Source organism: Pseudomonas sp. zfem001 (assembly GCF_032621725.1).
GTDB classification, from domain to species: Bacteria; Pseudomonadota; Gammaproteobacteria; order Pseudomonadales; family Pseudomonadaceae; genus Aquipseudomonas; species Aquipseudomonas sediminis.
In genome coordinates this window covers 1,645,477-1,664,379 of the sequence record NZ_JAVYJI010000001.1, presented here as the reverse complement: position 1 = coordinate 1,664,379, position 18,903 = coordinate 1,645,477, and the positions used below count along the sequence as shown (strand labels likewise).

Genomic DNA, 18,903 nt, shown 5'->3' with positions numbered 1-18,903 from the left:
ATGAGTTTCAATATCGCCATGACCGGCCTCAGCGCCGTCAACGAACAGCTCAACACCATCAGCCACAACATCGCCAACGCCGGCACCACCGGCTTCAAGTCCTCGCGTACCGAGTTCGGCAGCATCTACGCCGACAGTCAGGCGATGGGCGTGGAGGTGCTGGCCACCACCCAGAGCATCAGCCAGGGCGGCTCCCTGGTGACCACCGGGCGCAGCCTGGATCTGGCCATCTCCGGCGGCGGTTTCTTCGTCACCCGTGATACCAATGGCGACCTGAGCTACACCCGCGCCGGCGTGTTCGGCGCCGACAAGAACAACAACATCGTCAACGCCGCCGGGCAGACCCTGCAGGGCTATCCAGTGGACGCCGCCGGCAACCTGCTGGTCGGCGCCATGGGCGACCTGCAACTGCAGAACGCCAACCTGCCGGCTCGCGCCACCGACACTCTGGCCTTCGTCATGAACCTGGACTCCAACCAGACCGTGCCGACCACCGCGCCGTTCGACCCGGCGGACGTGAACACCTACAACTCCACCTACACCACCAAGGTGTTCGACTCCCAGGGCAAGGAACACACCCTGACCCAGTACTTCGTCAAGACCGGCGACAACACCTGGGATGCCTATTACTACCAGGGCAACACCGCCGTCGGCGGTCCGCAGGCACTGACCTTCGGCACCAACGGCACGCTCACCGCGCCGGTTGGCCCGGTCAACGTCGGCTTCGCCCTGCCGGGCGTCGACCCGATGGCCGTCGCCATCGACTACAGCAACTCCAGCCAGTACGGCTCCGACTTCGTCGTCACCACCAACCGCGCCAGCGGCTATGCAGCGGGTGAGCAGACCGGCCTGTCGGTGGAGAAGGACGGCATGGTCTACGCCAACTACAGCAACGGCCAGCGCATGCTGCAGGGCCAGGTGGCGCTGGCTACCTTCGCCAACGCCGGCGGCCTGAAGAACATCAGCGGCACCGCCTGGGTGGAAACCGCCGACTCCGGCGCCGCGCTGATCGGTGTGCCCGGTGTCGGCCCGTTCGGCGAGCTGGTAGCCGGTTCGCTGGAGAACTCCAACGTCGACCTGACCCAGCAACTGGTCGGCCTGATGGAGGGCCAGCGAAACTACCAGGCCAACACCAAGGTGCTGACCACCAACAAGGAACTCACCCAAGTGCTGTTCGGCGCGATCTGAGGCTGACCCATGGACCGTCTCGGTTACACCGCAATGACCGCCGCCAGCCGCACCATGAGCTCGCTAACCGTGCGTGCCAACAACCTGGCCAACGTCAACACTCCCGGCTTTCGCGCCGACCTGGAGCAAGCCCAGGCCGTCACCGTGGAAGGTTATGGCTACGACAGCCGGCACCTGGCGCGGGTGAAGAACAACGGCGTCAACCTGGCACCCGGCGCGCTGATGGCCACCGGCCGTGATCTCGACGTGGCGATACAGGGTCGCGGCCTGTTCACCGTCGAAGGTGATGGCGGCGCCGAGCGCTACACGCGCAACGGCGCGCTGCAGGTCGATGCCGAGTTGCGGCTTACACTCAATGGTCGCGCCGTGATGGGCGAGGGTGGCCCCATCGTGCTGCCCGAGTACGACAGCCTGCACATCGGTCGCGACGGCACCGTGTCGGTGATCCCGCGTGGCGACTTCGTCACCGCCGAGGTCGACCGCATCCGCGTGGTGGATGTCGACGCCGCCGATCTGAGCAAGGATGCCAGCGGTCTGCTGGCGCGCACCGACGGCCAACCGGCCGAAGACATGGAAGCGCCGGTACTGGTCTCCGGCTACCTGGAGGCGAGCAACGTCGGCGCCATCGATCAGCTGGTGGCGACCATGAGCTTGAACCGCCTGTTCGAGACCCAGGTGAAGATGATGAAGGCCGCCGAGGATCTGTCCGAAGCCGGCAACCGGATGATTCGCGGTAGTTGAGCAGGAAAGCCGGCGGCCGTGTAGGAGCGAGCTCTGCTCGCGAATCGAGTTTCGCCAGACACAGCTTCGCGAGCAGAGCTCGCTCCCACGAAACACAGGCGCACGTCGTTGATACGGCGTTCGCCACAGCGAAGAGGTAACGCACATGAGTTCCGCACTTTGGGTCAGCAAGACCGGCCTGGCCGCTCAGGACAAGGCCATGAGCGCTGTGGCCAACAACCTGGCCAACGTCAACACCAACGGCTTCAAAAGCGACCGCGTGGTGTTCGAGGACCTGTTTTACGCCATCGAATTGCAGCCGGGTGCGCAGGCCGATGAGGTCAATACCGTGCCGTCGGGCATCCAGCTTGGCAGCGGTGTACGCGTGGCCGGCACGCAGAAGGTATTCACCGAAGGCAGCATCCAGACCACCGGCCAGCCGATGGACCTGGCCATCATCGGAGCCGGCTTCTTCCAGGTGGAAGCGCCCAACGGCGACATCTACTACACCGAGAACGGCCAACTGCAGCTCAATGCCGAAGGCATGATCGTCAATTCCCAGGGCCTGCCACTGACACCGGCCATCGAAGTGCCAGCCGGTAGCAGCCGCTTCACCGTGGGCAGCGATGGCATCGTCACTGCCGTGCTGGCCGGCGATAGCCTGCCCTCGGAGCTGGGCCAGATCACCCTGGTCAACTTCACCAACCCGGGCGGTCTTGAAGCGCTTGGCGGCAACCTCTACCGTGAAACCGTGGCCAGCGGCGAGCCGGTCGAAGGCGTGCCGGGTGAAGAGGGCCTGGGCAATCTCAAGCAAGGCGTGCTGGAAGGCTCCAACGTGCAGGTGGTCGAGGCCATGGTGGCGATGATCTCCATCCAGCGTGCCTACGAGGCCAACGCCAAGGTGCTCGACGCTGCGTCGGGCATGCAGCAGTTCCTCAACCAGACCGTGTGATTGCCATGAAGCGCCTGATCCCGCTCGCTCTGCTGCTGACCCTGGGTGGTTGCGCCAGCTTCAACGAGATGCTGCCCGACGAGGACTCCAGCCACTACGAGCCGCTGGCGCTGGACTACAGCGTGCCGCCGACCACTGGCGGTGGGTTGTTTCGCAGTGGCTACAGCGGCTCGTTGATCGGTGACAAGCGAGCGGTGCGGGTCGGCGACATCCTCACCGTGGTGCTCGACGAGTCCACTCAGTCGAGCAAGAGCGCCGGCACCAGCTTCGGCAAGAGCTCAGGCGTGTCTGTCGGTATTCCCACGGTGCTGGGCAAGACCTACGACCGCCTGGAAAGCTCCGCCGAAGCCGAGCGTGATTTCAACGGCTCGGCGCGCAGTTCGCAGCAGAACACCCTGCGCGGCTCCATCGCCGTGACCGTGCATCAGGTGTTGCCCAACGGCACGCTGCTGATCAAGGGCGAGAAGGCCCTGCGTCTGAATCAGGGCGATGAATACATCCGCCTGGTCGGCTTGGTGCGCATGGACGACATCAACCGCGCCAACCAGGTGTCCTCGCAGAACGTGGCCAACGCGCGCATCTCCTATGCCGGCCGCGGCGTGCTCAGCGACAGCAACTCGGCGGGTTGGCTGACGCGCTTCTTCACCAGCCCGCTGTTCCCGCTCTGAGGCCCAGACCATGATCAAACGTATGCTCGTCGCCTGTGTTCTGGGCTGGCCACTGTCGACCAAGGCCGTGCCACTGATGGACCTGGTGGACATCGAAGGCATTCGCGGTAACCAGCTGATCGGCTACGGCCTCGTGGTCGGCCTCGACGGTACCGGCGACAAGAATCAGGTGCGCTTCACCAGCCAATCGGTGGCGAACATGATCAAGCAGTTCGGCATCAACCTGCCGCCGAACGTCGACCCCAAGCTGAAGAACGTCGCGGCGGTGACCGTGACCGCAGAAATTCCGCCGTCCTACAGCCCGGGACAAACCGTGGATATCACCGTCGCCTCGCTGGGCGATGCCAAGAGCCTGCGCGGCGGCCAACTGCTGCTGACCCCGCTGCAGGGTGTCGATGGCGAGACCTATGCCCTGGCCCAGGGGGCCGTCGTCGTTGGTGGCCTCAATGCCACCGGGCAGAGCGGCTCCAGCGTGGCGATAAACTCTGCCAACAGCGGTCGCGTGCCCAATGGCGCCACCGTCGAACGGATGATCCCCAGCGATTTCAGTACCCGTGACGAGGTCATGCTCAACCTGCGCCAGCCCAGTTTCCAGACTGCTGCCAAGGTGGTCGAGGCGGTCAACGGCCGCTTCGGCAGCGGCACCGCCAGTGCCCTGAACTCAACCAAGATTTCCATTCGCGCGCCCATCACCAGCACCCAGCGCATCGGCTTCATGGCCATGCTCGAGGGCCTCGACGTGGAGGAAGGTCGTGAGCGACCGCGTGTGGTGTTCAACAGCCGCACCGGTACCGTGGTGGTTGGCCAGGGCGTACGCGTCAAGGCCGCTGCCGTGGCCCATGGCACGCTCACCGTGACCATCAGCGAGAACCCGCAGGTCAGCCAGCCCAACGCTTTCTCCGGCGGCCAGACCGCCGTGGTACCGCGCTCCGACGTTGCTGTCAGCCAGGACAAGAACGCCATGTTCAAGTGGCCCGATGGCGCCAGCCTGGACAGCATCATCAACACCGTGAACAGCCTCGGCGCCACCCCGGACGATGTCATGAGCATCCTTCAGGCGCTGGAACAGGCCGGTGCCCTCAACGCTGAACTGATCGTGATCTGAGCCATGAGCATCGTTTCCCTCGCCCAACACATGAACAGCCACCGCGGCAGCGCCGACGGTATCGGTACTGCTCGTGAGCAGCAGTTACAGGCCGCCGCCGAGCAGTTCGAGGCGCTGTTTTTGCAGCAGATCCTCAAGCAGATGCGCAAGGCCAGCGACGTGCTCGCCGAAGGCAATCCGATGCGCAGCCGCGAGATGGACACCATGCGCGACTTCTACGATGAGGTGCTGGCCGAGACCCTGGCCGGGCGCAAGCAGACCGGCATCGCCGACATGCTGGTCAAGCAACTGTCCGGCAGTGGCGATAGCACAGTGGATCCGGATGCGGCCGCAGCTGCTGCCCGCTCGGCCGAGCTGCCACAGCGTTCCGGCAGCAGCCTGCTGGAGCCGCTGCGGGCGACCTGGCAGCGTGGTGTCGACGGGCTGGGCAAGGTCTGGGACAAGGGCTCGGCGGGCTTTCTCGCCCTGGTCGACAAGGTCATCCAGCAGGAGTCGGCCGGGCGTGTCGACGCCGTATCGCCCAAGGGCGCACGTGGCCTGATGCAGCTGATGCCGGACACCGCGCGGGAGATGGCCGCCGAACTCGGTCTGCCGTTCGATGAGGCGCGCCTGACCAGCGATGCCAGTTACAACAAGCGTCTCGGCAGCGCCTATCTGGACAAGATGCTGCAACGTTACGACGGCCATCAGGCGCTGGCGCTGGCCGCCTACAACGCCGGCCCCGGCCGAGTCGATGAGTGGCTCAAGGTCAATGGCGACCCGCGCAGTGGCGAGATCGGCACGGGGGCCTGGATCGAGCGCATCCCCTTCCAGGAGACCCGCGACTACACGCGCAAGATTCTCGGCGACCTGGCCAGCCGCGAGGCGCCGGCCAAGGCCGAAGTGCAGCAGACCTCGCTCAGCGCGCAGACCCGCCAGCAACTGGCCAGCGCCCTGAGTGCCGATAGTGGTCTGCTGCTCGGTGCCGTTGCCGGCAAACAGGTCATGCAACGCGATGAATTTAAGTCCGCCGCTGATTCCGTCGCCCTGTCTTCAGTAACAGCCCAATTCGCTGCCGACGACGCCCGAGCGCCGCGTCTGGCGGCCTTCGCTCAGCCGATGCGCTTCGAGCGTCAGGAGTCCTAAGCCGTGACCATCCTCAACCAGATCGCCTACAGCGGTGTGCGTGCCAGCCAGGTGGCCCTGGCCACTACCGGGCAGAACATTGCCAACGTCAATACGCCCGGTTTCAGCCGTCTGCAGACCATCACCGGCTCGCTGGCCGGGCAGGGCGGCCTGAGCGTCGGCGGCGGCGTCGAGGTGATCAGCATTCGCCGCATGACCAACGAATTCCATAACCAGCAGCTATGGCGCGCGACCACCGAGCAGAATTTCTACGGCGCCTCGCAGCAGTACCTGACCGCGCTGGAAGCGTTGATGTCCGGCACCGGTTCGAGCATCAGTGCTGGCCTCGACCAGTTCTTCGCCGCGCTCAGCGAAGCCAGCGCCACGCCCGGATCGATCGCTCTGCGTCAGCAGATCATCAGCGAGGCCGGCAACCTGGCGCAGCGTTTCAATGGCCTGAGCAGCAACATCGATGCGCAGGTCAAGGCGCTGCAGGAGCAGCGCACGGCCATGGCCACCGAAATCAACGGTCTGACCGAAAACATCGCGCTGCTCAACAAGAAGATCGTCGAGACCGAATCGGTCAAGGGTGACAGCACCGCGTTGCGCGATCACCGTGAAAGTCTGATCGGCCAGCTCAGCCAGTTCGCCAAACTGCGCATCAACGAAGTGCCGGATGGCTCGGTCAGCGTCGCCCTGGCCAACGGTCAGCCACTGGTAGCCGGCCCTACTGCCGGTCAGTTGAAGGTGGCGATGACTGCGACGGGGGAGCAAGAAGTCAGCCTGGCCTTCGCCGGCACCAGCTTCCCGCTGCGTCAGGACGGCTTCGGTGGCGCCTTCGGCGGTCTTTACGATGTCGAGTACAACAGCCTGCGACCAAACCTGGAGGCCCTGCACGACATGGCCGGTCAGCTGGCGCAGATGGTCAACGACGTGTTGGCTACCGGCTTCGACCTCGATGGCAACCCGGGGCAGCCGCTGTTCGCCTACGACCCCACCAGTACCACCGCACTGCTGCGTATCGAGCCGCTGAGCGCCGAGCAGTTGGCGTTCTCCTCGACGGCTGGCGAGACCGGTAACAACGAGGTGCTGCTGGACCTGCTCGGTCTGAAGAACCAGACCATCACCCTGGGTGGCAGCCAGGTCACCCTCAATGATGCCTATGCCGGCTTGCTTGGCCAGGTGGCCAGCGACAGTCGGCAGAACCAGGCTGACTTCAAGTCCGCCACCGCCGTGACCCAGCAGGCGCAGTCGCAGCGCGACAGCGTCAGCGCCGTGAGCCTGGATGAGGAGGCGGTCAACCTGATGACCTACCAGCAGGCCTACCAGGCCAACATGAAGGTGATCAGTACCGCCAACCAGTTGTTCGACGAAATGCTTGCCGCGTTCTGACGCGGCTTCTAGAGAGACTCAGCCATGATGCGCATCACCAACTCGCAGATCACCTCGCTGATGCACAACTCGATGAACGCCAGTTCTGCCGAGTTGGGCAAGCTGATGCAGCAGATGGCTACCAGCAAGCGCATCCTGCTGCCGTCGGACGATCCTATCGCCAGCGTGCGGGTGCTGCGCGTGCAGCGTGAAGAGGCGAGTCTGGAGCAGTTTCGCAAGAACATCGCCAACGTTTCCGGCAGCCTGTCGACCCAGGAAGCCAACCTCAAGTCCACTTCCGACGCCATGCTCAACGTGCGCGATCTGCTGCTGTGGGCGGCCAACGGCTCCAATACCAGCGAAGACCTTTCTGCCATGGCCGGTGAGTTGTCGATCATCGAAGACACGATTTTCAGCTTCGCCAACGTACGCGACGAAGAAGGGCGCTATCTGTTCTCCGGCACCCTCAGTGACACCCCGGCGCTGGCCTTCGACGCTGCCACCCAGACCTACAGCATCACTGGCAACGACAAGCATCGCCAGGCCGCTGTGGCCAACGGCGTGTTGGTCGACGAGAACGTCACGGCGACCAGCGTGTTCGGTGCCGGTGTGGGCATGCTCAATGAGCTGCGTGGCCTGATCAACACCCTGCAGGACCCGGCGCTGGACGTCACCGACCCAGCCGTACGCCAGCAGATCACCGACGCCCTCGGCGCGTTGGATGATGCCCATGGCCGGGTGCTCGGCTCGATCACCGAACTGGGCGGCCGGCAGAATGCCCTGAGCCTGCTCAAGGACAGCAACGAGGATGTGTCCCTGGTCAATCAGAAGATCGAAGGCGAGTTGTCGCAGCTGGACTATGCCGGCGCCACCATTGCCCTGAACAACTACCAGCTGGCTCTTGGCGCGACGCAGAAGACTTATTTGAAGATCAACGAGATGTCGTTGTTCAGCCTGCTGTAAGGAGCCTGCGGTGATCAAGGTCGATAAACAGCTCCCGATCGTCACGGCGCTCGATCCTCAGGCCCGCCGCCCGGTGCAGGGCGAGCAGGCCGTGCAAAGCCAGCGCAAGCAGTTGCCGGCTGAGCCCGCGTCACCGCCGCGCGGCAAGAGTGCCACCTTCAATCTGCAGCTCAACCAGCAGTTGACCTCGATGCAGGCAGCCGACAGTTACCTCGGCGAACTGGCCGGGCGCCTGGGTCAACTCAAGCTCAGCCTCAGTCGCGAGCTGAGCAATGCCCAGGCCGGCGAGCGTGACGGTATCAAGCGCGAGCTGGAACAGGTACGCAAGCTGCTCGCCGAGCGCGGCCAGCGCTCCGGCGAGGCGCTGGATGCCAGCTTCAAACTGCGCCTCAACGAGCCGGTGCGTAGCCGCTTCAGTTTGCAAGGGCTGGACTCCATCGCCGCAGTGCAGCAGGCCGGCAAGGAAACCCTGTTGTTCAGCGCCGGGCGCAAACTGGCCGAGCCGCTGGCGGTGGTGCTCGACGAGGGTTTGAGCGAGCAGCAGATTCTCCGCCGTTTCAATGCCGGCCTGGGGCCGGCGGGCATTCGCGCCGAAATCGATAACGGCGGGGCACTCAAGTTCAGCGCGCGTGAAAGCGAATGGCAGCAGCTCAAGGGCGAGCTACGCGTGCAGGGCGAAGGCAAGCTGGCGAGTCAGGCTCAGGCGGCCGTGGTCAGCCATGAGGAGCAGATGTTGCGCCTGCCCGAGGCGGCGCGCCTCGATGGTGCCCGCGAACTGCGTCGGGCACTGGACGAAGTAGTCGCGGCGCTGGATCGGATCGGCACGCTGCGTGAGCAACTCAGCCATCGTCAGGAAGAAATTCGCGAGTTTCTCGCCCGTCACGCCGATCACAACGAGCGTGAGTGGGCCAAGGATTTTGCCGGTGAAGTGTTCAGCCTGATGCGCCGCAGCCCCAGTAGCTACGCGGCGGTGACTCAGACCGTGGTGGCCCAGGCCAATATCAGCCGCTCCAGCGTGGTCAGCCTGTTGTCCTGATCGCCGGAGCTCCGACTCCTCAGCCGTCAGTCGCTTTCCCCCTTGTTTCATGGCGACTGGCGGCTTTTTTATTCGTGTAGCTGCAGAGCGGCGACCAGTCGTCCGCTTCTTGACTGGTCGCACAGAATGATGGCGTTTTACCAGCTATGATCGCGCCCTTTTCCGCAGCATCTGGGTCTCGTGCCCGTCGAAACTGCCCGCCCATTCCAATAAAAACCCCGCATTCAAGGGTTCAACCCGTTACCGGTAGCGTGCGCTTCCGGTGCATTGCCTCGTTCTCGAATTTTTGGAGTACCGACGTGTTGAAGAAGTACCTGACTTTCCTCCTGCTTGCCTGCACCGCACTGGTCAGCGTGCCCAGCCTGGCGCAGTTGAGCGATTCCGAAGCCATGAACATGACCGGTCTGCAGCGTTCGCTGACCCAGCGCATGGCCAAGAACTACCTGATGCTGGGTGCCGATGTGCGCGTGGATGCCGCCCAGCGCCAGCTGCAGGAAACCATCGAGCGTTTCGATGCCAGCCACAAGGCCTTGACCGCCTATGCGCCGACTGCCGAGATCAAGGCCGCGCTGGCGAGGATCGACGGTACCTGGGCCTCCTACCGCCAGCAACTGGAAGCCAAACCGGAGCAGGCCAAGGCCGTCCAGATGCTCGCCACCAGTGAGGAACTGCTGCAGCAGACACAGACCGTCAGTGACCTGATGGGTAAGCACCTGGGTGCCATGGGCGCATCGGTGCACCGTACCGGCTGGGCGCGGGTGCAAACCCAGCGCATCGCTATGCTCTACATGGCCAAGTCCTGGCATGTGCAGGCGCCGGACCTGGATGCCAAGCTGGATACGGCCGTGAGCGACTTCGAAACCATCCTCAAGGAGCTGGAAGCCCGCGGTACGCCGAACGAGGAAATCGCCAACGCCCAACGCCGCGCCCGTGCCCACTGGGGCTTCACCCTCAAGGGCATCGACCTGCATGCCAGTCAGGACTTCGTGCCGACCGTGATCACCGTCAGTACCGACTCGCTGTTCCGCCAGCTCAACGAGCTGACCCGCCTCTACGCCGGCCTGCAAGCCAAAGAGGCCTGATAGCCATTCGCCAGGTCGTCACCTTACTGACCCGCTTTTGCGCTATAACCAAGCGAAAGTCGGGCAGAGGTGACGGGCATGAGCGAAGCAACTGATCAGGCGGTCTACAAGACTTTGCTGGAGTCCACCCGGGCGATTCCCTGGAAGATCGACTGGAAGAGCATGACCTTTGCCTATATCGGCCCGCAGATCGAAAGTCTGCTGGGCTGGTCGCAGGCCAGCTGGGTCAGCGCCGAGGACTGGGCGACGCGCATGCATCCGGATGATCGCGAGAAAGTGGTGGAATTCTGCATCTCGCAATCGCAGAACGGCGTCGATCACGAAGCCGACTACCGTGCGCTGACCGCCGCCGGTGATTACGTGTGGATTCGCGACGTGGTGCACGTGGTGCGCGACGACAACGGCGAGGTGGACTCGCTGATCGGCTTCATGTTCGACATCAGCGAGCGCAAGAAGACCGAGGAACAGCTGCTGACCCTGCAGAAGCAGCTGGAGGAGTACTCCTACAAGGACGGCCTTACCGGCGTGGCCAACCGGCGCATGTTCGACAGCGTGCTGGCCACCGAATGGGCCAATGCCCAGCGCACTCAGCAGCCGCTGTCGCTGATCCTGCTGGATATCGATCACTTCAAGCAGTTCAACGACCATTACGGGCATATCCAGGGCGACGACTGCCTGAAGAGCGTCGGCCAGGCGCTGAGTCGCGCGGCCAGCCGGCCACGGGATTTTGTCGGCCGCTTCGGTGGCGAGGAGTTCGTGCTGGTGCTGCCGGAGACCGATGAAGCTGCCGCCCGCCATATCGCCGAGCGCTGCCGCCAGCAGGTACGCCAGCAGCGCATTGCCCACGAACGCTCGTCGGTGTCGTCGCTGCTCACCATCAGCCTGGGCGTGGGCACCATCGTGCCTGGCGTCCACGACCGCCCGCTGGACTTCCTCAACAGCGTCGACAAGTTGCTCTACCAGGCCAAGCAACGCGGTCGTGACCGCTTGGAAGTGGCCAAGGCGCCCGCTCGTTCGACGCTGGATGGTGCCGCTGACGCCCGCGCTTGAGCAATCGTTAACCTGAGCGTAACGATAGCGCTGGCTGCTTGATTGATGACCCGAGGGTCACGCTCCTAATGTGCCTCCACGACAGCGGAACTCGTGGAGTCTTCAATGACAACAACAATATCCCCACCGCCGCAGTGGTCGCGTCGTCGCGCTGAAAAAGCCCGGCGACTCGATCAGGTGCGCAACCTCGCCGATGGCGTGGTCCTGCCCAGCGACAAGATCGTCGCGGCCCTCGAAGCTTTGATCGCCCCCGGCGATCGCGTGGTGCTCGAAGGCAACAACCAGAAGCAGGCGGACTTCCTCTCCCGCTCGCTGGCCAAGGCCGACCCCGGCCGCCTGCACGACCTGCACATGATCATGCCCAGCGTCAGCCGCGCCGAGCATCTCGATCTGTTCGAACGCGGCATCGCCCGCAAGCTCGACTTCTCCTTCGCCGGGCCGCAGAGCCTGCGCATCGGCCAACTGCTCGAAGACGGGCAGATGGAAGTCGGCGCCATCCACACCTACATCGAACTGTATTCGCGCCTGCTGGTGGACCTGATCCCCAACGTCGCGCTGGTCGCCGGCTTCCAGGCCGACCGCCACGGCAACATCTACACCGGCCCGAGCACCGAGGACACTCCGGCGCTGGTCGAACCCACCGCCTTCTCCGACGGCATCGTGATCTTCCAGGTCAACGAGATCGTCGACGAGCTGCCGCGCGTGGACATCCCCGCTTCCTGGGTCGACTTCGTGGTGGTGGCCGACAAGCCCTTCTATATCGAGCCGCTGTTCACCCGCGACCCGCGCCACATCACGTCGGTGCACGTGCTGATGGCGATGATGGCGATCCGCGGCATCTACGAAAAGCACAACGTGCAGTCGCTCAACCATGGCATCGGCTTCAACACCGCCGCCATCGAGCTGATCCTGCCAACCTACGGCGAATCCCTGGGGCTGAAGGGCAAGATCTGCCGCAACTGGACGCTCAACCCGCACCCGACGCTGATCCCGGCCATCGAGACCGGCTGGGTCGAGAGCGTGCACTGCTTCGGCACCGAGCTGGGTATGGAGGGCTATATCGCCCAGCGCCCGGACGTGTTCTTCACCGGCCGCGACGGCTCGATGCGCTCCAACCGCATGATGTGCCAGCTGGCCGGGCAGTACGCGGTCGACCTGTTTATCGGCGCCACGCTGCAAGTGGACGGTGATGGCCATTCTTCCACCGTCACCCGTGGGCGCCTGGCCGGCTTCGGCGGCGCGCCGAACATGGGCCATGACCCGCGCGGTCGGCGTCATTCGACGCCTGCCTGGCTGGACATGCGCCCTAGCGACAGCGAAGCGCCGCTGCTCGAGCGCGGCAAGAAGCTGGTGGTGCAGATGGTCGAGACCTTCCAGGAAGGCGGCAAGCCCACCTTCGTCGAGCAGCTAGATGCGGTAGCGATGGCGAAGAAGGTCGGCATGCCGCTGGCGCCGATCATGATCTACGGCGATGACGTCACCCATCTGCTTACCGAGGAAGGCATCGCCTACCTGTACAAGGCGCGCACTGTGGAAGAGCGCCAGGCGATGATCGCCGCGGTGGCCGGCGTCACCTCCATCGGCCTGCGTCATGACCCGAAAGAGACCGCGCGCATGCGCCGTGAAGGGCTGATCGCCCTGCCCGAAGACCTCGGCATTCGCCGCACCGATGCCAGCCGCGAACTGCTCGCGGCCAAGAGCATCGCCGAGCTGGTCGAGTGGTCGGGCGGCCTGTACAACCCGCCCGCCAAGTTCAGGAGCTGGTGATGAATGCACTCACTGCAATTCAGCCGCAGCTCTCGCTAAGCGATTGGCTGGCCGACCTGGCCGTCGATGCGCTGATCGACGAGGCCGACCTGTCGCCCAAGCCGGGGCTGGTCGACCGTCGCGGCAGCGGCGCACACACCGATCTGCACCTGGGCCTGATGCACGCCTCGGCGCTGGCCCTGTGGCCAAGCTTCAAGGCCATGGCCGAGGCCGCGCAGCAACGCGGTGCCATCGACCAGGCACTGCGTGAGGACGTTGGCCGTATCGGTCGAGAAGGTGAGGTGGAGATGATGCGCGTCACCGGCGGCGTCAACACCCATCGTGGCGCGATCTGGGCGCTGGGGCTGCTCAGTGCTGCTGCCGCACTTGAACCACGCGAGTTGGTACCAGAACAGGTCGCCGTGCGCGCCGCCCGCCTGGCCCTGCTCAACGACCGCGCCGCGCCCGTCACAGGCGACAGCCATGGCGCGCAGGTTTGCCGTCTGTACGGCGTGCATGGCGCCCGTGAGGAAGCGCAGCTTGGCTTCCCGTCAGTGATCCAGCAGGCGCTGCCGCAACTGGTGCGCACTCGCGCCGCCGGGGCTGGGGAGCAGAACGCTCGCCTCGATGCGTTGCTGGCGATCATGACCCAGCTGGCTGACACCTGCGTGCTTTACCGCGCCGGCATGGCCGGGCTGACCCGTATGCAGAGCGGCGCCCGCGCAGTGCTCGCCGCCGGTGGTTGCGCCAGCCTCGATGGACGCCGCTGCCTGCGTGATCTGGAGCGCGACATGCTGCACCTGCGTGCCTCGCCTGGCGGCGCTGCCGATTTGCTCGCCGCCACCCTGTTCCTCGACCGCCTGCAGCATGGCCTGCCGGCGCAGCTTGGGAGTCTGTGAAATGGAAACCCTGTCTTTTCAATTCCCCGCCGGGCAGCCGGCCAAGGGCCGCGCGCTGGTGGGTTGCGTCGGTTCCGGCGACCTGGAAGTGCTGCTCGAACCTGGCCAGGCCGGCACCCTGGCGATTCAGGTGGTGACCTCGGTGAACGGTAGCGCGCCGCGCTGGCAACTGCTGTTCGAACGCATGTTCCGCGAGCAGCAGCTGCCCGCGCTGAACATCGCCATTCATGATTTTGGCGCCACGCCCGGCGTGGTGCGCCTACGCCTGGAGCAAGGCCTGGAGGAACTGAACCATGGCTGAGCAAAACATTGCACGCCTGCTGGCGCAGCGCAGCTTCACCGAACTCGGTGCCCGTCAGCGAGCTCGCGCACTGCTCGATGCCGGCAGCTTCCGCGAGCTGCTCGATCCCTTCGCCCGGCTGATGTCGCCCTGGCTGCCCAAGCAGGGCATCGTGCCCCAGGCCGATGACGGCGTGGTGGTGGCCAAGGGGCTGATCGACGGCGCGCCTGCCGTGGTGATCGCCATCGAAGGTGCCTTCCAGGGCGGCAGCCTTGGCGAAGTGGGCGGGGCGAAGATCGCCGGCGCCCTGGAGCTGGCCGCCGAAGACAACCGTAACGGTACGCCGACCCGCGCCGTACTGCTGCTGGAAACCGGCGGCGTGCGCTTACAGGAAGCCAACCTGGGGCTGGCGGCCATCGCCGAGATCCAGGCCGCCATCGTCGATCTGCGCCAATACCAGCCGGTGATCGGCCTGGTCGCTGGCCCGGTCGGCTGCTTCGGTGGCATGTCCATCGCCGCCGGGCTGTGCAGCTACCTGCTGGTCACCCGCGAGGCGCGTCTGGGCCTCAACGGTCCGCAGGTGATCGAGCAGGAAGCCGGGCTCGATGAATACGACTCCCGCGACCGCCCCTTTATCTGGAGCCTGACCGGCGGCGAGCAGCGCCACGCCAGCGGTCTGGTCGATGGCTACGTGAGTGATGACGTCGAGGCCATTCGCAGCGAGCTGCATGGGCTGTTCGCCAATGGTAAACCCGCGTTGGAACGCAGCCGTCGCCACGCCTGGTTCCTTGAACGCCTGCGTGACGTCGACACTTCGATTCAGGCCGATGCCGCTGCTGTGCGCAGCGCCTACCAGGGAGCATGAACATGACAACTGCACAGGAACAACGCGGCCTGCACTGGTTCAACGCCCTGGCCGGCGATGCTCAGTCGCTGCCAGGTTTGCCCGCCTCGCTGCGGGTGGCCGACGGTGAGTTGGCGGGCCAGGCGGTGCGTTATCTCGCCGTGATCGCCGACGCCAACAATCCTTTTCCTCGCGCTCGCAACGGCGAGGTCGGTCTGCTCGAAGGCTGGGGTTTGGCGCAGGCGGTCGACGAGGCCATCGAGGCGGATCGCGACAACCCGCACAAGCGTGCGTTGATCGCCATCGTCGATGTGCCGAGCCAGGCCTATGGTCGTCGTGAGGAAGCCTACGGCATTCATCAGGCGCTGGCCGGCGCGGTGGACGCATACGCTCGTGCTCGTCTGGCCGGGCATGCGGTGATCGGCCTGCTGGTGGGCAAGGCCATGTCCGGCGCCTTCCTCGCCCATGGCTACCAGGCCAACCGCCTGATCGCCCTGCGCGACGCCGGGGTGATGGTGCACGCCATGGGCAAAGCCGCCGCCGCGCGCATCACTCTGCGCAGCGTCGACGAGCTGGAGGCGCTGGCCGCCAGCGTGCCGCCGATGGCCTACGACCTGGACAACTACGCCTCGCTCGGTCTGCTGTCGGAGGTGCTCGACGTGGAGCAGGTGACGCAGCCGACGGCTGCCGACCTGGCCCGCGTGCAGGACGCCCTGAGCCGTGCCCTGAGTGATATCGCCGCCAGCTCGCGTGACCTGCGCAACCGTCTGGGCGCCGCCAATCGTGCGGCCTCCACGCAGGTGCGCGAGGCTTTGCGCGCGCAGTGGTGAACAGGTCGCGCACGGCCACCGTAGGGTGCGCCGTGCGCACCATTAATCGAAACGGTGCGCATGGCGCACCCTACAGAGAACGCATCAATGCACTCCACCCCCCGTCCACATGATCTGCTCTGGGGCCTGCGCCCCGAGCACCTGCCACAGGAGGCGCCGGCCTGGGCTCGTGCCGCTCTGGGCGGGCATGTGCCGGTGGTGGTGCGCCGTGCGCCGGCTGAATCCGGCTGGGTCGCGGTGGGTATCCGTGGCGTGGCGCGTGAACAGCGGCATGCCACCTGGATGCGCGTGAGCGAGATCCGTCGTCTTGTCAGCCCGCAGGCGGTGGCGCGGGCCGGGCGCTGGCGTAGCCACGCTCAGCCGCAGTGGCCAGCGTTGCGCGCGTTGAGCCAGCTGGCGCCGCTTCTCGATGCCCTCGGCCTGGCCTGGGGCGTGACCGGCAGCCTGGGCTTCGAGTTGGCCAGCGGCATCAGCGCCGCGCATCCAGATAGCGATCTCGATCTGTCGCTGCGTGCGCCGCACCACCTGCAGCGCGAATGGGCACGCACGCTTTGCCGCCTGCTGGACGAGGCCCCCGGGCGTATCGACCTGCAGCTGGAAACCCCGTACGGCGCCGTGGCGCTGCGTGAATGGGCCAGCGAGGCGCCGCGCGTGTTGCTGAAAACCCAGGACGGCCCGCTGCTGGTACGTGATCCGTGGCAGTTACAGCAGGTGGCGGCGTGAGCACGCTCTGGGCCTTCCCCGGCCAGGGCGCGCAGCAGCCCGGCATGCTCCAGGCATTGCCCGCCTTGCCGGTGGTGCAGGCTTCTATCGAGCAGGCCAGCGCTGCGCTGGGCGAGGACGTACGCCTGCTGGATTCGGCCGAAGCCTTGCAAAGCACGCGTGCCGTGCAGCTCTGCCTGTTGATTGCCGGTGTGGCCACCGCGCGCCTGCTCGGTGAACGTGGGCATCGTCCGGACTATGCCGCCGGGCTGTCCATCGGCGCCTATGCCGCCGCTGTGGTGGCCGGCGCGCTGGATTTTGCCGATGCCTTACGCCTGGTCGCCCTGCGTGGCGAACTGATGCAGCGCGCCTACCCCAGTGGCTACGGCATGACCGCCATTCTCGGCCTCGACCAGGCCAGCATCGAACGCCTGCTGGCCGAAGCCGAAGGCCCGGTGTACCTGGGCAATATCAACGCGGAAACCCAACTGGTGATCGCCGGCAGCGATGCCGCCATGGCCGCCGTGGCCGAGCGTGCTCGCGCCCTCGGCGCCGGTATGGCCAAACGCCTGGCCATGAGCGTGCCGTCGCACTGCGAACTGCTCGATGCACCGGCTCGCGAGTTGGCCTCGGCATTCGCCAAGGTCGAGCTGCGTACACCGCAGGTGCGCTACCTGAGCAGCAGCTCGGCACGCCTGATCCGTGATCCCGAAACCTTGCGCGACGACCTGGCTTACAACATGAGCCGCCTCGTCGACTGGCAGGCCACGCTCGTCACCGCCTATGAACGCGGCGTGCGCCTGCACCTGGAACTGCCACCCGGCGGCGTGCTGACCGGGCTCGCCCGGCGTGTCTTCGACGCCGGCCAGGCAATCGCCTTCGAGGGCGCACGTCTGGATACACTCGACGCCATGTTGCGTCAGGAGGTAAGCCGCGACCGCTGAGCCGTAGCGTTTACCGAAGCACAAAAACAACAACTTCGATACGAAACGAGGACAACAACAATGATCATCTACGGTGTCGCCTTTCTGGCGTTCTGCACCCTGGCAGGCATCTTCATCGGTGAACTGCTGGGCAAACTCATCGGCGTGCCCGCCAACGTTGGCGGTGTCGGGATCGCCATGATCCTGCTGATCTTCCTGGGCAGTTACCTGAAAAACCGCGGTCTGTTCACCGGCAAGTCGGAACAGGGCGTGGAGTTCTGGAGCGCCATCTACATTCCCATCGTGGTCGCCATGGCCGCCCAGCAGAACGTCTACGGTGCCCTCAAAGGCGGCCCGATGGCGATTCTCGCTGGCACCGCTGCTGTCGCTATCGGTTTTGCGCTGGTCCCCGCACTGAGCCGCATCGGGCAAAAGCAGCCTGAAACCGACGTAGCCCCCTCCCTGAACAAAGCGCCACGGTGACAGCCATGTACGAATCTTTGATGAAGGTCATTACCAGTTACGGCCTGCTCAGCGGCTTCGCCATCATCGGCATCACCATGTGGGTGTCGTACTGGATTTCCGACAAATTCACCAAGGGCCGCCTGCATGGCTCGGCCATCGCTATCCTGCTTGGTCTGCTGCTGTCCTATATCGGCGGCGCCTACACCGGCGGCCAGAAAGGTCTGGTGGATATCCCGCTGTTCGCCGGCATCGGTCTGCTCGGTGGTGCCATGCTGCGTGACTTCGCAATCGTCGCCACCGGTTTTGGCGTCAGTGTCGAGGAACTCAAACGCGCGGGTTTCGCCGGGGTGCTGGCGCTGTTCGTCGGCGTCTTCGCCTCCTTCGTCGCGGGTGTCGGGGTGGCCATGGCCTTTGGTTACACCGATGTAGTTAGCCTGACCACCATCGGCACCGGCGCGGTGACTTACATCGTTGGCCCGGTCACCGGTGCGGCGATCGGCGCCAGCTCCGACGTGATGGCCCTATCGATTGCCGCCGGCCTGATCAAGGCGATTCTGGTGATGGTGGCGACGCCCTTCATCGCGCCCTATATCGGCTTGAACAACCCACGCAGCGCGGTGATCTTCGGCGGTCTGATGGGCACCTCCAGCGGCGTGGCCGGTGGCCTGGCGGCAACCGATCCGAAATTGGTGCCATACGGTTGCCTGACAGCGGCGTTCTACACCGCACTGGGCTGCCTGCTCGGCCCATCGTTGCTCTACTTTCTGATGCGAGGCCTTCTAGGCTGACCTTTGCCCGCCGCCATGGCGGGCTTTTTATTCGGGCTGAACGCGCTGCCCTGTGGGAGGCGCTTCAGCGGCAACGCTTGCGACTAAGAACCTGTTCACGATCTCGCGAGCTAGAGCCATACAAGGCAAAAACAGGCGAGGACGTGGAGTTTACGAGCTGTAAATGAGCAGTCCGAGCCTGTTTTTA

20 protein-coding genes are annotated in these 18,903 nt (G+C 65.0%); all 20 read left to right on the top strand.

The genetic code is table 11. The features are described from left to right. The 20 genes from flgE to madM all read left to right on the top strand — a co-directional run bounded on the left by flgE (position 1) and on the right by madM (position 18,716). Positions 1 to 1,188, top strand: coding sequence for a flagellar hook protein FlgE (flgE, locus tag RTH74_RS07790; protein ID WP_316914283.1), 1,188 nt, complete (start codon positions 1 to 3; stop codon positions 1,186 to 1,188). 9 nt (positions 1,189 to 1,197) lie between these two features. Next, the gene (locus RTH74_RS07785) at positions 1,198 to 1,929 is read left to right on the top strand and encodes a flagellar basal body rod protein FlgF (RefSeq protein WP_021487579.1); all 732 of its coding nucleotides are present in this window, start codon (positions 1,198 to 1,200) and stop codon (positions 1,927 to 1,929) included. Positions 1,930 to 2,074: 145 nt separating this feature from the next. After that, positions 2,075 to 2,860 carry a flagellar basal-body rod protein FlgG gene (gene flgG / locus RTH74_RS07780; RefSeq protein WP_316914282.1) on the top strand — a complete coding sequence of 262 codons (786 nt, stop codon included), beginning with the start codon at positions 2,075 to 2,077 and terminating at the stop codon, positions 2,858 to 2,860. A 5-nt stretch (positions 2,861 to 2,865) separates the two neighbouring features. Next, positions 2,866 to 3,528 carry a flagellar basal body L-ring protein FlgH gene (flgH, locus tag RTH74_RS07775; RefSeq protein ID WP_316914281.1) on the top strand — a complete coding sequence of 221 codons (663 nt, stop codon included), beginning with the start codon at positions 2,866 to 2,868 and terminating at the stop codon, positions 3,526 to 3,528. A 10-nt stretch (positions 3,529 to 3,538) separates the two neighbouring features. Next, positions 3,539 to 4,633 carry a flagellar basal body P-ring protein FlgI gene (locus tag RTH74_RS07770; protein ID WP_316914280.1) on the top strand — a complete coding sequence of 365 codons (1,095 nt, stop codon included), beginning with the start codon at positions 3,539 to 3,541 and terminating at the stop codon, positions 4,631 to 4,633. A gap of 3 nt (positions 4,634 to 4,636) precedes the next feature. Then, positions 4,637 to 5,758: a transglycosylase SLT domain-containing protein gene (locus RTH74_RS07765; RefSeq protein ID WP_316914279.1), complete on the top strand. Its 1,122-nt coding sequence runs from the start codon at positions 4,637 to 4,639 to the stop codon at positions 5,756 to 5,758. A gap of 3 nt (positions 5,759 to 5,761) precedes the next feature. Then, the gene (gene flgK, locus RTH74_RS07760; RefSeq protein ID WP_316914278.1) at positions 5,762 to 7,129 is read left to right on the top strand and encodes a flagellar hook-associated protein FlgK; all 1,368 of its coding nucleotides are present in this window, start codon (positions 5,762 to 5,764) and stop codon (positions 7,127 to 7,129) included. 24 nt (positions 7,130 to 7,153) lie between these two features. Continuing rightward, on the top strand, positions 7,154 to 8,071 hold the full coding sequence (gene flgL, locus RTH74_RS07755; protein ID WP_099524885.1) for a flagellar hook-associated protein FlgL: 918 nt from the start codon (positions 7,154 to 7,156) through the stop codon (positions 8,069 to 8,071). 13 nt (positions 8,072 to 8,084) lie between these two features. Then, positions 8,085 to 9,107, top strand: coding sequence for a hypothetical protein (locus RTH74_RS07750; protein WP_316914320.1), 1,023 nt, complete (start codon positions 8,085 to 8,087; stop codon positions 9,105 to 9,107). A 299-nt stretch (positions 9,108 to 9,406) separates the two neighbouring features. After that, positions 9,407 to 10,189, top strand: coding sequence for a type IV pili methyl-accepting chemotaxis transducer N-terminal domain-containing protein (locus tag RTH74_RS07745; RefSeq protein WP_099524881.1), 783 nt, complete (start codon positions 9,407 to 9,409; stop codon positions 10,187 to 10,189). Between the two features lie 78 nt (positions 10,190 to 10,267). Next, the gene (locus RTH74_RS07740; protein ID WP_125880894.1) at positions 10,268 to 11,239 is read left to right on the top strand and encodes a sensor domain-containing diguanylate cyclase; all 972 of its coding nucleotides are present in this window, start codon (positions 10,268 to 10,270) and stop codon (positions 11,237 to 11,239) included. A 105-nt stretch (positions 11,240 to 11,344) separates the two neighbouring features. Continuing rightward, positions 11,345 to 13,006, top strand: coding sequence for a malonate decarboxylase subunit alpha (mdcA, locus tag RTH74_RS07735; RefSeq protein WP_316914277.1), 1,662 nt, complete (start codon positions 11,345 to 11,347; stop codon positions 13,004 to 13,006). Next, complete coding sequence (locus RTH74_RS07730) at positions 13,006 to 13,884, top strand: triphosphoribosyl-dephospho-CoA synthase (protein ID WP_316914276.1); 879 nt, start codon at positions 13,006 to 13,008, stop codon at positions 13,882 to 13,884. Before mdcA ends, RTH74_RS07730 begins: the two co-directional genes overlap by 1 nt. Before the next feature lies 1 nt (position 13,885). Continuing rightward, positions 13,886 to 14,185 carry a malonate decarboxylase subunit delta gene (locus RTH74_RS07725; RefSeq protein WP_037005700.1) on the top strand — a complete coding sequence of 100 codons (300 nt, stop codon included), beginning with the start codon at positions 13,886 to 13,888 and terminating at the stop codon, positions 14,183 to 14,185. Then, entirely contained in the window at positions 14,178 to 15,029 is an 852-nt protein-coding gene (locus tag RTH74_RS07720; protein ID WP_316914275.1) for a biotin-independent malonate decarboxylase subunit beta, read from the top strand. Before RTH74_RS07725 ends, RTH74_RS07720 begins: the two co-directional genes overlap by 8 nt. A gap of 2 nt (positions 15,030 to 15,031) precedes the next feature. Next, the gene (gene mdcE, locus RTH74_RS07715) at positions 15,032 to 15,838 is read left to right on the top strand and encodes a biotin-independent malonate decarboxylase subunit gamma (RefSeq protein ID WP_316914274.1); all 807 of its coding nucleotides are present in this window, start codon (positions 15,032 to 15,034) and stop codon (positions 15,836 to 15,838) included. An 87-nt stretch (positions 15,839 to 15,925) separates the two neighbouring features. Next, positions 15,926 to 16,561 (top strand): malonate decarboxylase holo-ACP synthase, encoded by a 636-nt coding sequence (locus RTH74_RS07710; RefSeq protein WP_316914273.1) that lies wholly within the window; start codon positions 15,926 to 15,928, stop codon positions 16,559 to 16,561. Then, positions 16,558 to 17,484, top strand: coding sequence for a malonate decarboxylase subunit epsilon (mdcH, locus tag RTH74_RS07705; protein ID WP_316914272.1), 927 nt, complete (start codon positions 16,558 to 16,560; stop codon positions 17,482 to 17,484). The genes RTH74_RS07710 and mdcH overlap by 4 nt, the downstream gene beginning before the upstream one ends. Before the next feature lie 60 nt (positions 17,485 to 17,544). Continuing rightward, a complete protein-coding gene (gene madL, locus RTH74_RS07700; protein ID WP_179543331.1) occupies positions 17,545 to 17,946 on the top strand; it encodes a malonate transporter subunit MadL in 402 nt (133 codons plus the stop codon). Between the two features lie 5 nt (positions 17,947 to 17,951). Then, positions 17,952 to 18,716 carry a malonate transporter subunit MadM gene (gene madM / locus RTH74_RS07695; RefSeq protein WP_316914271.1) on the top strand — a complete coding sequence of 255 codons (765 nt, stop codon included), beginning with the start codon at positions 17,952 to 17,954 and terminating at the stop codon, positions 18,714 to 18,716. The last annotated feature ends 187 nt before the right edge of the window (positions 18,717 to 18,903 follow it).

Bases quoted from the DNA above. Each gene is read 5' to 3' on its own strand.
- RTH74_RS07770 (WP_316914280.1), top strand. From the start codon at position 3,539: ATGATCAAACGTATGCTCGTCGCCTGTGTTCTGGGCTGGCCACTGTCG.
- madL (WP_179543331.1), top strand. From the start codon at position 17,545: ATGATCATCTACGGTGTCGCCTTTCTGGCGTTCTGCACCCTGGCAGGC.
- mdcA (WP_316914277.1), top strand. From the start codon at position 11,345: ATGACAACAACAATATCCCCACCGCCGCAGTGGTCGCGTCGTCGCGCT.
- mdcE (WP_316914274.1), top strand. From the start codon at position 15,032: ATGACAACTGCACAGGAACAACGCGGCCTGCACTGGTTCAACGCCCTG.
- madM (WP_316914271.1), top strand. From the start codon at position 17,952: ATGTACGAATCTTTGATGAAGGTCATTACCAGTTACGGCCTGCTCAGC.
- RTH74_RS07720 (WP_316914275.1), top strand. From the start codon at position 14,178: ATGGCTGAGCAAAACATTGCACGCCTGCTGGCGCAGCGCAGCTTCACC.
- flgH (WP_316914281.1), top strand. From the start codon at position 2,866: ATGAAGCGCCTGATCCCGCTCGCTCTGCTGCTGACCCTGGGTGGTTGC.
- flgE (WP_316914283.1), top strand. From the start codon at position 1: ATGAGTTTCAATATCGCCATGACCGGCCTCAGCGCCGTCAACGAACAG.
- RTH74_RS07765 (WP_316914279.1), top strand. From the start codon at position 4,637: ATGAGCATCGTTTCCCTCGCCCAACACATGAACAGCCACCGCGGCAGC.
- RTH74_RS07710 (WP_316914273.1), top strand. From the start codon at position 15,926: ATGCACTCCACCCCCCGTCCACATGATCTGCTCTGGGGCCTGCGCCCC.
- RTH74_RS07725 (WP_037005700.1), top strand. From the start codon at position 13,886: ATGGAAACCCTGTCTTTTCAATTCCCCGCCGGGCAGCCGGCCAAGGGC.
- RTH74_RS07785 (WP_021487579.1), top strand. From the start codon at position 1,198: ATGGACCGTCTCGGTTACACCGCAATGACCGCCGCCAGCCGCACCATG.
- RTH74_RS07740 (WP_125880894.1), top strand. From the start codon at position 10,268: ATGAGCGAAGCAACTGATCAGGCGGTCTACAAGACTTTGCTGGAGTCC.
- flgL (WP_099524885.1), top strand. From the start codon at position 7,154: ATGATGCGCATCACCAACTCGCAGATCACCTCGCTGATGCACAACTCG.
- flgG (WP_316914282.1), top strand. From the start codon at position 2,075: ATGAGTTCCGCACTTTGGGTCAGCAAGACCGGCCTGGCCGCTCAGGAC.
- RTH74_RS07730 (WP_316914276.1), top strand. From the start codon at position 13,006: ATGAATGCACTCACTGCAATTCAGCCGCAGCTCTCGCTAAGCGATTGG.